Source organism: Pseudomonas sp. PvP025, assembly GCF_017832155.1.
GTDB lineage: Bacteria > Pseudomonadota > Gammaproteobacteria > Pseudomonadales > Pseudomonadaceae > Aquipseudomonas.
In genome coordinates, this window is record NZ_JAFIBJ010000001.1 from 2,164,648 (window position 1) to 2,178,498 (window position 13,851).

The 13,851-nt window shown below is 63.4% G+C and carries 12 protein-coding genes; 3 read left to right on the forward strand and 9 right to left on the reverse strand.

Going from position 1 to position 13,851, the window contains the following annotated elements; all coding sequences use genetic code 11:
* Nucleotides 1-42: 42 nt before the first annotated feature.
* Nucleotides 43-1,665, forward strand: a complete 1,623-nt coding sequence (locus tag JOE32_RS08915) for a methyl-accepting chemotaxis protein (protein WP_209983253.1) — start codon at nucleotides 43-45, stop codon at nucleotides 1,663-1,665.
* 506 nt (nucleotides 1,666-2,171) lie between these two features.
* Here JOE32_RS08915 and JOE32_RS08920 read toward each other — a convergent pair.
* The 3 genes from JOE32_RS08920 to JOE32_RS08930 form a co-directional block, all read right to left on the reverse strand.
* Nucleotides 2,172-3,257: a GlxA family transcriptional regulator gene (locus JOE32_RS08920; RefSeq protein ID WP_209983255.1), complete on the reverse strand. Its 1,086-nt coding sequence runs from the start codon at nucleotides 3,255-3,257 to the stop codon at nucleotides 2,172-2,174.
* Between the two features lie 23 nt (nucleotides 3,258-3,280).
* The gene (locus JOE32_RS08925) at nucleotides 3,281-4,687 is read right to left on the reverse strand and encodes an amino acid permease (RefSeq protein ID WP_209983257.1); all 1,407 of its coding nucleotides are present in this window, start codon (nucleotides 4,685-4,687) and stop codon (nucleotides 3,281-3,283) included.
* Between the two features lie 136 nt (nucleotides 4,688-4,823).
* On the reverse strand, nucleotides 4,824-5,555 hold the full coding sequence (locus JOE32_RS08930) for a BPL-N domain-containing protein (RefSeq protein WP_209983260.1): 732 nt from the start codon (nucleotides 5,553-5,555) through the stop codon (nucleotides 4,824-4,826).
* Nucleotides 5,556-5,711: 156 nt separating this feature from the next.
* Here JOE32_RS08930 and JOE32_RS08935 point away from each other — a divergent pair, with 156 nt between their 5' ends.
* Complete coding sequence (locus JOE32_RS08935) at nucleotides 5,712-6,338, forward strand: glutathione S-transferase (RefSeq protein ID WP_209983262.1); 627 nt, start codon at nucleotides 5,712-5,714, stop codon at nucleotides 6,336-6,338.
* A 325-nt stretch (nucleotides 6,339-6,663) separates the two neighbouring features.
* Here the strand turns inward: JOE32_RS08935 and JOE32_RS08940 are convergent, their stop codons facing one another.
* The 5 genes from JOE32_RS08940 to JOE32_RS08960 form a co-directional block, all read right to left on the reverse strand.
* Nucleotides 6,664-8,400 carry an OPT family oligopeptide transporter gene (locus JOE32_RS08940; protein ID WP_209983264.1) on the reverse strand — a complete coding sequence of 579 codons (1,737 nt, stop codon included), beginning with the start codon at nucleotides 8,398-8,400 and terminating at the stop codon, nucleotides 6,664-6,666.
* Between the two features lie 75 nt (nucleotides 8,401-8,475).
* Complete coding sequence (locus JOE32_RS08945; protein ID WP_209983266.1) at nucleotides 8,476-10,533, reverse strand: methyl-accepting chemotaxis protein; 2,058 nt, start codon at nucleotides 10,531-10,533, stop codon at nucleotides 8,476-8,478.
* A gap of 267 nt (nucleotides 10,534-10,800) precedes the next feature.
* The gene (locus tag JOE32_RS08950; RefSeq protein WP_209983268.1) at nucleotides 10,801-11,496 is read right to left on the reverse strand and encodes a tRNA (adenine(22)-N(1))-methyltransferase TrmK; all 696 of its coding nucleotides are present in this window, start codon (nucleotides 11,494-11,496) and stop codon (nucleotides 10,801-10,803) included.
* 16 nt (nucleotides 11,497-11,512) lie between these two features.
* The gene (locus tag JOE32_RS08955; RefSeq protein ID WP_209983270.1) at nucleotides 11,513-11,902 is read right to left on the reverse strand and encodes an addiction module antidote protein; all 390 of its coding nucleotides are present in this window, start codon (nucleotides 11,900-11,902) and stop codon (nucleotides 11,513-11,515) included.
* 1 nt (nucleotide 11,903) lies between these two features.
* Complete coding sequence (locus JOE32_RS08960) at nucleotides 11,904-12,206, reverse strand: type II toxin-antitoxin system RelE/ParE family toxin (RefSeq protein ID WP_209983273.1); 303 nt, start codon at nucleotides 12,204-12,206, stop codon at nucleotides 11,904-11,906.
* A 246-nt stretch (nucleotides 12,207-12,452) separates the two neighbouring features.
* Between JOE32_RS08960 and JOE32_RS08965 the strand changes: the two genes are divergently transcribed.
* Nucleotides 12,453-12,614, forward strand: coding sequence for a DUF2986 domain-containing protein (locus tag JOE32_RS08965; protein ID WP_209983274.1), 162 nt, complete (start codon nucleotides 12,453-12,455; stop codon nucleotides 12,612-12,614).
* Between the two features lies 1 nt (nucleotide 12,615).
* On the opposite strand, the gene JOE32_RS08970 is transcribed toward JOE32_RS08965, so the two are convergent.
* On the reverse strand, nucleotides 12,616-13,827 hold the full coding sequence (locus JOE32_RS08970; protein WP_209983276.1) for a YeeE/YedE family protein: 1,212 nt from the start codon (nucleotides 13,825-13,827) through the stop codon (nucleotides 12,616-12,618).
* Between the last annotated feature and the right edge of the window lie 24 nt (nucleotides 13,828-13,851).

The following is a 13,851-nucleotide window of genomic DNA, read 5'->3' on the forward strand; positions in this document are numbered from 1 at the left end:
ACTATATATGCCATGGATAGGCTCGTTTCAGGACCGAACATCATGTTCAGCAAACTAAGCATTTCGCAAAAACTTTATGCAAGTTTTACGGCAGTCGTTGTACTGATCGGTTTATTGGTGGGGAGCGCGTATAGAGGCTTCGAAACTGTAGAAGATGCTACAAATAGTAACGTGCACACTTATGAAGTATTAAGCGCCGCACAATTGGCGCTGGAACAGTTGATCAACATCGAAACCGGTATGCGCGGTTTCGTCATCGCGTCCAAAGACAACTTTCTGGAGCCGTTGGTAGCCGGCGAAAAACGCTTTTTAGAGAAGTTGGAGCTGCTCAAACGCCTGACGGCGGATAACCCGACGCAGCAACAACGCCTGGCCACCCTGGGCGACACGCAAAAGCGCTGGCTTGCCGAAGACATCGACCCGATCATCGCCCTGCGCAGAAGCCTCACCGCAAGCAAACTGCCCGATGACGAACTGGACGCGCGCATCACCGCCGGCGCAGACAAGGCCAAGATGGACAGCATGCGTGCGACCCTGGCTGAAATCACCGCCACCGAAACCGCCCTGCTGGCGCAAAGAAGCCAGGAAATGATCGATGCCAAGCACATGGCGCTGATGATCCTGATCGTGGGCGGCATCTTGTCGGCTGCGTTGTCGTTGATCCTCGCCACCTCTCTGGGCCGTAGCACCACTCGGCGCCTGCAACTGGCGATTGATGCCGCCACCGCGATTGCCAACGGCAAGCTGGATACGGTGATCGACACCAGCAGCCATGACGAGTTGCCCAAAGCCTTCGACCGCATGCAGAAACGCCTACGGGAAATGATTCAACAGATCAGCGAAGCGGCCAACCAGTTGGTGGTATCGGTGCAGCAGATTTCCGGCGCGTCGGAGCAACTGTCCGGTGCGATTCAGGAGCAGTCGACCTCGGCCTCGATGATGGCCGCCACCATTGAAGAGCTGACCGTGAGCATCCATCACGTCTCGGAAAACGCCGACGAGGCGCACCAGCTTGCCAGCCGTTCGGGCGAGCAATCCAAGGACGGCGCGCGGGTCATCGAAAATACGCTGGCGAGCATGAACGGCATTGCCAAAACCGTGCAGCACTCCTCCACTCAGGTGGCGGGGTTGGGCCAGCACTCCGAACAGATTTCCTCGATCATCAGCGTGATTCAGGGCATTGCCGACCAGACCAACCTGCTGGCGCTCAACGCCGCCATCGAAGCGGCCCGGGCCGGCGAGCAAGGGCGCGGGTTTGCCGTGGTGGCCGATGAGGTGCGCCTGCTGGCGCAGAACACCGGCAAGTCGACCAAGGAAATCGCGATCATGATCGAGAAAATCCAGGCCGGCGTGCGCGAAACCGTCGAAAGCATGCGCGGCGGTGTGCTCGAAGTGAGCCAGGGCGTGGAAACGGCGGGTACCGCCGGTGCGGCCATCGTCGAAATTCGCGAAAGCTCGGAGAAAGTGCTGCAGGTGGTCGATCAGATCTCCTTCGCCTTGCGTGAGCAGACCATGGCCAGCCAGGACGTTGCGCGCAACGTTGAGCGCTCGGCGCAGATGGCGGAAATGAACAACGTGTCGGTGCAGGAGTTGCTCAAAACCAGCGGCGGCCTGAAGAACCTGGCCACCAGCCTTCAGCATGAAGTGAGCAAGTTCCAGTTGTAACCCACAGGCTGCGGGGCTGAGCTCGGCGCACGCTGAACGAAGCCCGCCCCGTTGCAGTCGGAGAAATATCCTTTCCGGCAAAGAACCTGGCTCATGCCTCTGAAAACCGCAGCCCTCGCGTCCCTCCTCTCAATGGCGGCCAGCACGGCGATCACCCCTGTGGGAGCTGTCAAGCTTCAGCGAGGCTGCGATGCAGGCGACCCGGTCTGGCAGGTACACCGCAGCGATCCCATCGCAGCCTCGCTGGGGCTCGACAGCTCCCACATTTGATTGGGGTCGGTCTTGTGGCGAGCGGGCTTGCCCCGCGTTGGGGTGCGAAGCGCCCCCGATCCAGCAAAACGCGGTGTACCTGATACGGCTCAGCGCCTGGCTTTGGGGCTGCTGCGCAGCCCAACGCAGGACAAGCCTGCTCGCCACAGGGAATCTGCGCTTAACTGAACGGCATCAGGGCAAGCCCGCTCGCCACAACCAGCTCCCTAGCCACGCAGTTTCCAGCGTGGTGATCATCAGCGCCGTTGAATGCGCACGCTGGCGAAGGTCGGTTCGTCGCGTGCCTGTTCCAGGGTGCTTCTGGGGGTTGCCGGCGCGGGAGCATGCAGCGGCGGCGGTGAGGCGAGTGGCGGGGGCAGGCGCATGTCGGCGCGTTCGTCGCTGGGGGCAACGCCGAAAAAATCGCGGTAGCACTTGGAAAAATGCGGCGTCGACACGAAGCCGCAGATCACCCCCAGTTCGACAATCGACAGGGATGTCTGCATCAGCAGTTGCCGCGCGCGGGTCAGGCGCAGTTTGAGGTAGTACCGCGACGGCGTGCAAAACAGATAACGCTGAAACATGCGCTCCAATTGGCGCCGCGAGACCTGCACGTAGGCCGCCAGGTCGTCCAGTTCGATAGGTTCTTCCAGGTTGGCTTCCATCAGCGCGACCACCTCCTGCAGCTTCGGCTGCTGCGTACCGAGCAGGTGTTTGAGGGGCACGCGCTGCTGGTCGCGTTCATTACGAATGCGCTCGTACACGAACATCTGCGAGATCGCCGCCGAGAGTTCATGGCCATGATCGCAACTGATCAGGTGCAACATCATGTCCAGCGGCGCGGTGCCGCCGGAGCTGGTGAAACGGTTGCCATCAAGGCTGAACACGCTGGTGCTCACCGTGACGCGGGCAAAGGCTTCCTGCATCGAGGCCATCAGCTCCCAATGCACGCTGCACTGGAAGCCGTCGAGCAGCCCCGCCAGGGCCAGCGCCCAACTGCCGGTGCACACCGCGCCCAATCGCCGGCAATGCAGACGCGCCTGGTTGCGCAGCCAGGCGATATGCTCGGCGGTCACGGCCTGTTGAATGCCGATGCCGCCGCACACCACCACCGCGTCGAGGCTGAGCGGGTCGCGGGTGGACGCATCCGGCGTGACCGCCACGCCATCGCTGGCCCACACCGGCTGGCCGTTGAGGCTCAGGGTCTGCCAGCGGTACAGCTCCTCGCCGGCCAGTTGATTGGCCATGCGCAACGGCTCGACCGCGCAGGACAGGGAAATCAGGGTGAACTGGTCCAGCAGCAAAAAGCCGATGGTCTGGCAGGCCGGCGCATCAGGTGCCATGGCAGTCACTCCCCAGCGGCTGATCAGGACTGCTCCAGCGCCACCGGCGTGACCGCCGGCCCGTGCTGGCGCGCGGTGATCAGGCCGATAAACGAAATCACCAGCGCCAGGCCAATGGTCGACGACACTTCCAGGCGGTGGTCCGGCGTCACCATCATCACCCCCAGCGCCAGGCAGATGAACACAATCACCAGGTAGGTAAGCCAGGGAAACAGCCACATGCGAAAGGTCAGCTCAACGTTCTGCCGCAGCAGCAAACGGCGCATGCGCAATTGCGAAACCGCGATCACCAGGTACACCAGCAGCGCGATGGCGCCGGAGCTTGCCAGCAGAAACTGGAACAGCCCGGCCGGCATGAAATAGCTCAGCAGCGTGATGCCCGCGCCGATGATGGTGCTCGCGATCACCGCCGCCCGGGGCACGCCCGCCGCCGAGGTGGCTTTGAGCGCACGCGGCGCATCGCCGCGTTTGCCCAGGGAGAACAGCATCCGAGAAGAGATGTAAATCGAGGAGTTCATGCAACTGGCCACGGCGATCAGCACCACCAGGTCGACCATGAATTTGGCGTTGGGGATATTCATCAACTCCAGCGCACGCTGATAAGAGCCCACGGAGGCCAGCAGCGGATCGTTCCACGGCACCACCGAAATCACGATGGAGATCGACAGCAGATAGAACACGCCAATGCGCCAGATCACCGAGCGCGTGGCCTTGGCGATGTTCTGCGCCGGGTTGCTCGATTCGGCGGCGGCGATGGTCACCGCTTCCGTACCGATAAAGCTGAACATGATGGTGATAAACGCACCCACCACCGCCGACAGGCCATTGGGCGCAAAACCGCCGTGTTCCTGCATCAGGCGGCTCAGGCCGCTGGCTTCGCGGTGCGGAATCCAGCCCATCAGCACGCTGAAGCCCAGGCCGATAAAGCCGACGATGGCGATCACTTTGGCCATGGCGAACCAGAATTCGAACTCGCCGTACTTGGCCACACTGAACAGGTTGGTGATCACCAGCAGGATGATCGACAGCAGCGCGAACAGCCAGGCGTCCACCTGCGGGAACCACTGGTTGAGCACGTGCCCGGCGGCCAGCGCTTCAATCGGGATCACCAGCACCCAGAACCACCAGTACAACCAGCCGATGGTGAACCCGGCCCAGGGGCCGATAGCCTGGTCGGCATAGGTGGAGAACGAGCCCGTGTCAGGCCGCGCCACCGCCATTTCGCCGAGCATGCGCATCACCAGCACCACCAGCAACCCGGAGGCCAGGTACGCCAGCAACACCGCTGGCCCGGCGGCCGCGATGGCATGCCCGGAACCGACAAACAGCCCGGCGCCGATGATGCCGGCAATCGACAGCATGGTCACATGGCGTGGCTTGAAGCCCTGCGCCAACTGACCGCTGGAATCCTTGGAGTTGAGGTTAATCATTGTTTTTGTTGTGCTCTGCGACCCAATTGCGCACCACCATACGGGCGCAGAGCCAGGCGAAAAGGCCTGAGTACGTCACGATCGTGCCTGATGTCGACATGCACAAAAACGCAGGCCGCCCGTGACGCCGGCGGCGTTACTCCTGAACGCTGCGGATCAACGCACCGAACAGGTCGCCACGGGGCATTTTGTCCAGCGGGATATCGGCGTTCTCGAACCACTCGCGCCCGGCTTCCGGGTGCGGGCCACTGAGTACCACCACGCCCTTTTTATAGGTGTAGCGCGCGGCCGCGACGTCGCCATTGTGGTAGGTCGCGAGGGTCTGGTAAGGCGTGGCTGCGGTGGATGTGGGGAAGTACGGCCCGTCCTGATAGAACACGTAGTCCGGCTTGCCGGCCCAGGTGACGCGCACCGCTGCGTCGTCGATGCCGCTGACTTCAAAGCCTGGACGACCGGCTTCGGTGTCGATGGCGTCGGGGATCAGGCCGAGGTTGTTGTCGTCCGCCAGATAGGCGCCCATGCACAGGCCCAGGTAGCGGCCGCCCTTGGCCACATAGTTGCGGATAGCCTCGGCGCGCTCGTCGCCCAGGCTGTCGAGCGCGCCGGGAATGTCCTGGCCGCCGCCTGGCTGCACGTAGAGGTCGTAACGCGCGAGGGTTTGCGCGGTGATGTCGATGTCCTCGTCCGCGCCGACGAAGTCGACCTGGTAGCCGGGGTTGAGGCGCAGCAGGGCTCTTTTCACATTTTCCGAGCAGTCATCGCACCCTGCCGGGCCCCGGTAGATGGCGACATGGGTGATCGGCGCGGCGGCGTACGCCTGGAAGGCGGCGAAGGCAAGGAAGGTGGCGACAACGGCGTGCAGTTTCATGGTGGCGGGTTCTTCACAGATTGGGGGCACGCGCATAGCCTAAAGCGAATGGCCGCTTAAAAAAGTTAACAGTTGTAAACGCCCTGGGGGATCCCGGGGCACTCTGCGGCCCTGTGACAGTCCATTCCTGCACACCCCCCTACTCTGGAGCCGTCCATGATCACCGTCCATCACCTCAACAATTCACGTTCCCAGCGCATCCTGTGGCTGCTGGAAGAGCTTGGCCTGCCGTACGAGATCAAGCGTTACCAGCGCGACCCAAAAACCAACCTGGCGCCGCCGGAACTCAAGGCAATCAATGCGCTGGGCAAGTCGCCGGTGATCGAGGACGGTGGCAACGTGGTGATCGAGTCCGGCGCCATTGTCGACTACCTCATCCGCCGCCACGGCGCCGGCCGCCTGCAACCGGACGCCGGCAGTGCCAGCTACGATCAGTACGTGCAATGGCTGCACTTTGCCGAAGGTTCGGCCATGTTGCCGCTGATGCTTAATTTGTATGTGGGCCGCCTGGGTGAAGCGGGCGCGCCGTTGCATCCGCGTATCGAGTCGGAAGTGGCCAATTACCTGGGGTATCTGGATAACGCCCTGGCAAACTCGCCCTACCTGCTGGGGGATGAGTTGAGCGGCGCGGATATCCAGATGAGTTTTATCGGCGAAATCGCCAAGGCCCAGGGCAAGTTGCAGGCTTACCCCAACCTGGCGGCGTGGGTGCAGCGCTTCCAGGCGCGGCCGGCGTATCGCAAGGCGGTGGAGCAAGGTGGCGAGTATGCGTTCGCCAAGTGAGGCGTAGAGCCGGTCTGTTGTGGCAAGCGGGCTTGTTGTGGCGAGCGGGCTTGCCCTAATGCCGTTCAGTTAAGCGCAGATTCCCTGTGGCGAGCAGGCTTGTCCTGCGTTGGGCTGCGCAGCAGCCCCCAAAGCCAGGCGCTGAGCCGTATCAGGGACACCGCGTTTTGCTCGATTGGGGGCGCTTCGCACCCCAACGCGGGGCAAGCCCGCTCGCCACACTAAGCCCACACATTTTCCTTAACTGAACGGCATTAGGGCTTGCCCGCTCGCCACAGAAATGGGATTGGCTGAAATATCTCACGCCCACATCGGATCTGCCGGCTTAGCGAAACATCTGCCACAACGACGCCCCGACGCCGGTGATGCTCTCACCGGCAATCAACCCCGCTGCTGCCGTGATCGCAAAGCGCTGCGTCACACTCGGCCAGCGCAGGCTGACCAGCCAGGTGAGCACCGCGCCCAGCGCCATCATCAACGACACCGAGGCCGGCAGCACAAACGCCAGGCCCAGGGCGGCGGCACTCGGCAGGTAGCGCGCACGATGGGCCGGCAAGGTGCTGTCGAGCACGCCCAGCAGCACGCCGATCAGGCCGGCGATGCCGATCGCCCAGCGAATACTCGGCGACAGTGAATCCAGGCCATGGGTGAGGGTTTGCGCCACGGCTTTCCAGGTGGCCACGGCCGGTGCCGGCCACTCCTCGGTGAGCAGCATGCCCTGCGGATCGGGGATCAGCGCCAGGTACGCAAACACGCCGACGATGCTGCCGACGAAGATCCCCAGGATCTGCGCAATCATCTGCTTGCGTGGCGTCGCCCCAATCGCCTTGCCCACCTTGAAGTCGTTCATCAGGTCGGTGCACTGCCCGGCCGAACCACCGGCGGTGTTGGCGCTCATCAGGTTGATCGGCACCTGCCCCGGCGCGACGATGCCGAAACTCAACTGGGACAATTGCCCGATCGCCCCGATCGGCGGAATGCCGGTGGCGCCCACCACCCGCGCCGCCACGGCCGCCAGGCAAATCGCCAGGGGGATGGTCAGCAGGGCCATGCCCAGGTTGATGCCGAACAGCAGCGCCTGCAGGCTCACCACCAGGATGATCGACAGCACGAAACCCGCCGCCGGCCCGGGCCTGGGCAGGGTCCAGGGCGTACCGCCGCCGGCTTTGCTCGAGGCATGCAATGCCCACAGGCGGATCGCCAGCGAGGCCAGGGTCGAGCACACCATCAGGCTCACGCCCGGCCACAGCAGCCATTCCACCAGCACGGCGAACTGCGGGCCACGGCTGCCCTCGGGCAGGCTCACCAGATGCTGCGCCAGCAACCACGGCCCCAGCCCGCCCCAGGCGAGCAGCGCACCGAGCAACAGGGTCAGGCCCACGCGCAAGCCGATGATGCCGCCAAACCCGAGCAGCAACAGCGAAGGATCGGCGGTAAACGTGAGGCGTTCGAGCTGCACGCTCGGCGACCAGCGCGGGAACGCCCACATGAAGGTATCCACCCACTTGACCAGCCCGGACAGCAACGCCGCGCCAAGCAGCACTTTCAAGCGTGTCGCGGCTTCGCGGCCGTGGTTGTAGATGTGCAGCAAGGTCTCCAGGGTGGCCATGCCTTCGGGAAACTTCAGCGCCTTGTCATTGAGCAACGAAGGCCGCAGGTACCAGGCAATCCAGATGCCCAGAAAGCTCACCGAAAACACCCAGGCGATCATCGGAATCGGGTCCAGTTGGTGGCCGGTGAGCAAGGTGTAGGCCGGGATCGGCGCCACCAGCCCGCCGGAAATGATCGACGCCGCCGCCGAGGCGACGGTCTGGTTGATATTGCTCTCGTGCAGCGTCCACGGCAGTGCCGTGCTGGAGCGCCTGGCCAGGCCTTGCCAGATCGCGTAACCGACCAGCAAGGCGATGATTGACATGTTGAATGACCAGCCGATCTTCAGGCCGGCGTAGACATTGGAGGGGGTCAACAGGATGCCGAGCACGACTCCGGTAATGACCGCGCGCGGGCTGAGTTCACGTTCGACGGGGCCGTGCAAAGGGGATGTTGGCGGGGTTGAAGGCATGCGGATTCCTTTCGGCAAGGGCACAGGGCGACTTAACAAGTGAGCCCCGTAACCCTCGAAGGTTCATCCGCAGCCTCAGCCCAGGCGGAACCGCGCGGTGTTGTCGCTCAAGGCGCGGCTGCCTCTGCTCAAGGTATCCGCCGCCTGGTTCACCGCCCGTGCACCGTCGAGCAAGCGCCCGGCCGCCTGGTCCACCTGCTGGATATTGCCGCTCACTTCATCTGCGGTGGTGGCTTGTTCTTCCACTGCAGCCGCGATCTGCGCCAGGGTGTCGGTGACGTTCTGCACCGCGCCGGCGATTTCACCCAGGCGCGTGCCCAGGCCGGTGACCGACTCGGCGTCGGTGAGGGCCTGCTCGCAGGCAGCGCCCATCAGGCTGACGGCCTGGCTGACCGTGGCGCGCAGGCTGTCCACCGTGTTGGCGATCTGCGCGGTGGAGGCCTGGGTGCGTTGCGACAGGCTGCGCACTTCATCGGCTACCACGGCAAAGCCCCTGCCCTGCTCCCCTGCGCGCGCGGCTTCGATGGCCGCATTGAGCGCCAGCAGGTTGGTCTGTTCGGCGATGCCGCGAATGGTGTCGACCACCGACTGGATCTGCTGGCCCTGCTGGCTCACCTGCTCCAGCGCGTTGGCGGTGTCGGTGAGGCGCTGGTTGAGTTGCTGGATGCTGGCGGTGGTGCGCTGGCTGTCGCGGCTGCTGTCTTCGGCGATGCGCCGGGTCTGCTGGGCGCTGCCGGATGCCTGCTCGCAGCTTCTGGCCACGCCCATCGACGTGGCCGCCAGTTGGGTGGCAGCGGCGGCGATCTGGCTGATCTGGTGCTGCTGGTCTTCAACCTCGTTGAGGGTACTGCCCGACTGGGCATTGAGGGTCAGCACCGCCGAACCGAGCTGCTGGGTCTCGTGGTTGACGCCGAGCAGGCTGGTGCGCAACTGCGCCACGGCAACGTTGAGCGCGGCGCTGATGGCGGCCAGTTCGTCACGGCCTTGCACCGCCACTTCCACGCACAGGTTGCCGTCGCGCAACGACTCGGCCAGCGTGGTGATACCGCTGGCACTGCGTTGAATCGAGGCCTGCAGGCACATGAACAGGTACAGCGCCGCCAGGGCCAGCAGGCTGAACGTGGCCGCCACCGGCACGAATTGCTGCAGGGAACGGGCGTGGTAATAGTTCAGGCGCGCGTCCAGCGAGTTCAGCGACTGGTTGCGCAGCGCGCCGAGGCCGCCGAGCATGGCGTCGACACTGCGGTCGAAGGCGGCGCTGTCGAGCTTGATGGTGCCGCCGAACACGCCGTCGTCGAGGATTTTGAGTTCGCTGTCGAGCAGTTGCAGGCTGTTATCGTACTGCGCGCTCCACGCCTCGAGACCGGCGTAGGGCTTGGCCTTGAGCGAGGCGGCGGCCTTGACCAACTGGTCCCGCGCGTCGCCGATGCGGCTACGCAGGTCGCGCATCTGCAAGCGGCTTTGCAGGGTGAACTGCCCGGACGCGATGGACGACTGCCCCACACTGGCCATGCGCCCAACGCGCTCGATCAGGTCCGGCGTCTGCTGGGTGGAGATCTGCATCAACAGGTAGGTTTCCAGCCACGGGTCGAGGATCAGGCCGGTGTCGAGGGCGATTTGCTCGCGCAGGCCTTGCATCGCGGTCAGCGCCGAAGTGAAGCGGTCGTAGCCGTCCGGCCACCAGCCGACGGTGCGCAGGGATTGCGTGTCCATGCCTTTGACCGTCGCTTGCAACGCCGTAAACCGGGCCAGGGTTTCGGCGCTGGCCTGCTGGGCAGCGAGCGTGTCGCCCAGGGCTTGCAGGCTCTGCTGGATCATGGGGTTAAAGGCATCGACCTTGTCCATCGCCGCTTTGGCTGCCGGGGTGGGTTCGCGCAGCAGGTCCACCGCTTTCCACCGCGCGGCCAGGTTGCGCTGGGCGGTGAGTTGGCTGTCGAGGGAGTCCATGGCCAACAGTTGCTGAACGCCGGACTTTTCGCTGGAAATCACCGCACTTTTCTCGCGGTAGTCCGCCGCGATCATCCACAGGCTGCCGACCAGCGGCAGCATGAACAGGAGGAATAGAATCTGAAACTTGCGCGCAAAACCGAAGCGCCCGAGCAGGCGCATACCGGGTGATAACAGACTGTGCATTGCCGACAACTCCTGGAACAACCCACACCGTGCACGGCGAGGCGAAGCCTTGAAACGACTAACGGCAAAATGCCATGTCATTGATTGGGCTGGCACAAGCAAGATATGGGCCGCTGGCCACAGGCCCGAAATTGGCGGTGTGGCGAGGAGCCGCCCCGTGGGAGGTGCGCAAAATTGGGGCGAAAGCACTCAGTGTGTGGCGCACACTGTAACCGGGCACCGGATTGGTGCGGCGCCCTGTGGGAATGCGCTGATCATGGCGAGGTGTTACGCCAGCAAGGCGGTGATCCATCGCACCTGCCGTTGAAGTGCTTGCAGCCTGTGTTCCGGGCCCCCTTGCAACGCTCGCTCGAAGCCTGCGAGGGTGCGCTGCTTCAGGCGCAACAGACGCTGCCACTTGGCGAAAAACACCGGGCTGCGTGCCTGCAGGTTCAGTGGGCCGAAGTACAGTTGTTCGGGCGTATAGGCGACCGGCCCGGTACGTTCGGCAACGATAATTTCGTAGTAGAAACGGTTCTCGTGCAGCAGTTCCTCGTGGAGGATTCGGTAGCCGTTGTCCATCAGCCACTGACGCAGCGGTTGCTCACCGCCATTGGGCTGCAGGATCAGGCGTTCCTGGCCGGTGAGACGCGCCTTGCCAGCGTCGAGAATGTCGCGAATCGTCTCCCCGCCCATGCCGCACAGGCTGATGGCGGTAATCCCGTCATCCGGTTCGATGGCCGCCAGCCCACTGGCCAGGCGCACCCTGATCAGCGGCTCCAGCCCCTTCTCACGGACACTGCGCTCGGCCGCCCGAAAGGGCGTCTCGGCCACCTCCCCTGCCACCGCCGCCGTGATCACCCCGCGATGCACCAACGCCACCGGCAGGTAACCGTGATCGGAACCGATATCCGCCAGGCGCGCCCCCGCCGGCACCTGCGCCGCCACGCGCTCAAGGCGTCGGGATAATGTGTGTTCGTTCAACTGTGGGTCCTTTGGATCATGAATCGCCGGCGACGGCATGTTTGGCCCGTACCGTTTTTTGACTGGCAGGTGCAGCCATTGGCCGCACCGTCAGCTCGACGCCCAGCGCCGCCATCAATTTCTGGACAGTCTCATAGCGCGTTTTGCTACCGCCCTTCAGGGTTTTATACAGACTCTCTCGGTTCACCCCGGCTGCCTCTGCCACCTTGCTCACGCCCAACGCTTTAGCGACCTCGGCCAGCGCCTTCATCAGCAACTGCGGGTCATTGGCCTGCATGCTGTGCGCCAGGTAAGCACTGATGGATTCCGGGCTGTCGAGGAAGCGCGAAGCTTCATAGGTGCGGGTGCCGGTAGTGTCCAGGTCGAGGATCGGCATGTCCTCTGGCTTGAATTTTGACTCGCTCATCTCACTGACCTCTCAGGGCATCAAGAATCTCTTTTGCCCGTTTGATTCCTCTCTTCTGATCGGTTTTATCACTCCCCCACAGCATCAGGTAGGCAGTAATTCCCGTACGTACAAAGTAAACCCTGTAGCCGGGGCCGACGAAAACACGCATTTCACTCAGGCCTTCGCCTATCGACTCACAATCGCCAAAGTTGTTTTCTTCAGCGCGGTCAAGTCGGGCCAACACAGCAGTCTTGCCCCAAACATCCCTCATACCGTCGAGCCATGTATCGAACTCGGGCGTCCTGCCGATCAAATTGGTCACAGTATCACTTGTAGCCTATCGGCTACTCCTTGCCAATGCTAGTGGATTTTAGATGCCGGTGCGTACCGGTCAAAAAAACCTAGTCCAGCCCGTGTAGTGGCTGCTGATCGATTCTATTAACGCTTGTTTCCAGGTTGGATCGCGTCGCGCAATCAAGCCAGGTAAACCACTTGAGCCCGACCAGCCAGCGGTCATGCCAACTCAAACTGCTATCATCCGCGCCTGCACACATCCGGACTGGAAACCATGAACCGTCAAAAGAAACTGCAGCAACTTTTCAAAGCGAAGGCGAAGAAGGCCAATGCCAAATTGGCGCCTAAAAGCAAAGACAAATACATCAGCAAGGCCGAGCGGGAAAGGCTGGCGAACGAAGCGGATCAAACACCCGGGCTTTCCCCGCAGAGCTGATTCAGCAACCGTTCAACGCCACCTGCGGCCTTTCACCTGCGAAGAAAAACGGCCGCAGGCGCACACCCACGCCGTTGCCGATAAACGCCGCCACCAGCCACACCCAGCCATGCAGGCTGCCCGAGGCAATGCCGCTGAAGTACGCGCCGATGTTGCAGCCGTAGGCCAGGCGCGAGCCGTAGCCGAGCAGCAGCCCGCCGATCACTGCGGCTATCAGCGAACGCGCGGGGATTTTCAGGCTGGGGGCGAAGCGTCCGGCCAGGCCTGCGGCCAGCAGCGCGCCGAGAACGATGCCGATGTCCATCACGCTGGTGATGTCTTCCCATACCGGCGCGGCCAGGGCTTTGGCATTGCCGGGCATCTGCCAGAACGCCCAGCCGGACACGTCCACCCCCAACCCGCTCGCCACCTTGGCGCCCCACAGCGCGAACGCTGAGGTGATACCCCATGGCCGACCGGCCAGGGCCAGGGTGGCATAGTTGAGCAGCGCCAGGCCAATCGCGCCCCACACCAGCGGCCACGGCCCGCGCAGGAAGCGGCGCAGCCCCTGGTGCTCGCTTGTCACGCCTTCTTCAAGCTGGCCGTGCCGGGCTTTTTCCAGGCGCACGGTCAGCAACGCAATCGCCGCAAACACCACCAGGCTCAGGACCAATGCTGGTACTACGCCAAAACTCTTGACGATGGACATCGCCGGGAACGCCGGCAGCGCAAACCACCAATCCACATGGTGCGTGGCGATCAGCGAACCACAGATAAAGAACAACAGTGTCACCAGCATGCGCGCATTGCCGCCGCCCACGGTGAACAAGGTGCCCGACGCACAGCCGCCCCCCAGTTGCATGCCGATGCCGAAGATAAAGGCGCCAAACACCACCGACACCCCGGCCGGCGCCACCAGCCCCACAACCGGCTGGCCAAACAGCGTGCCCGCGCCCAGCGCCGGGAAAAACAGCAGCACCGCCACCGCCAGCATCACCATCTGCGCACGCAGCCCGGCACCGCGCCGGTCCTTGATGAACACGCGCCACGCCGAGGTGAAACCGAAGGCGGCGTGGTGGAGGATCAGGCCCAGGGCAGCGCCGACCACCAGCAACAGCACCTGGCGCGCGCCGACCGTGTTTTGCAGGAACAGCGCGCCGGCGACCAGCAGGATAAAGGCCAGCAGCGGCGCGACTGGCTTGCGCGTGGGCGCCAGCGAAAGGGAGGTGCTCATGGAGATCTCGTTTGACGTTGATTG

Coding starts and splice junctions, on each gene's coding strand:
- JOE32_RS08915 (WP_209983253.1), top strand. CDS start 43: ATGTTCAGCAAACTAAGCATTTCGCAAAAACTTTATGCAAGTTTTACG.
- JOE32_RS08920 (WP_209983255.1), bottom strand. CDS start 3,257: ATGGCACCTGATGCGCCGGCCTGCCAGACCATCGGCTTTTTGCTGCTG.
- JOE32_RS08925 (WP_209983257.1), bottom strand. CDS start 4,687: ATGATTAACCTCAACTCCAAGGATTCCAGCGGTCAGTTGGCGCAGGGC.
- JOE32_RS08930 (WP_209983260.1), bottom strand. CDS start 5,555: ATGAAACTGCACGCCGTTGTCGCCACCTTCCTTGCCTTCGCCGCCTTC.
- JOE32_RS08935 (WP_209983262.1), top strand. CDS start 5,712: ATGATCACCGTCCATCACCTCAACAATTCACGTTCCCAGCGCATCCTG.
- JOE32_RS08940 (WP_209983264.1), bottom strand. CDS start 8,400: ATGCCTTCAACCCCGCCAACATCCCCTTTGCACGGCCCCGTCGAACGT.
- JOE32_RS08945 (WP_209983266.1), bottom strand. CDS start 10,533: ATGCACAGTCTGTTATCACCCGGTATGCGCCTGCTCGGGCGCTTCGGT.
- JOE32_RS08955 (WP_209983270.1), bottom strand. CDS start 11,902: ATGAGCGAGTCAAAATTCAAGCCAGAGGACATGCCGATCCTCGACCTG.
- JOE32_RS08965 (WP_209983274.1), top strand. CDS start 12,453: ATGAACCGTCAAAAGAAACTGCAGCAACTTTTCAAAGCGAAGGCGAAG.
- JOE32_RS08970 (WP_209983276.1), bottom strand. CDS start 13,827: ATGAGCACCTCCCTTTCGCTGGCGCCCACGCGCAAGCCAGTCGCGCCG.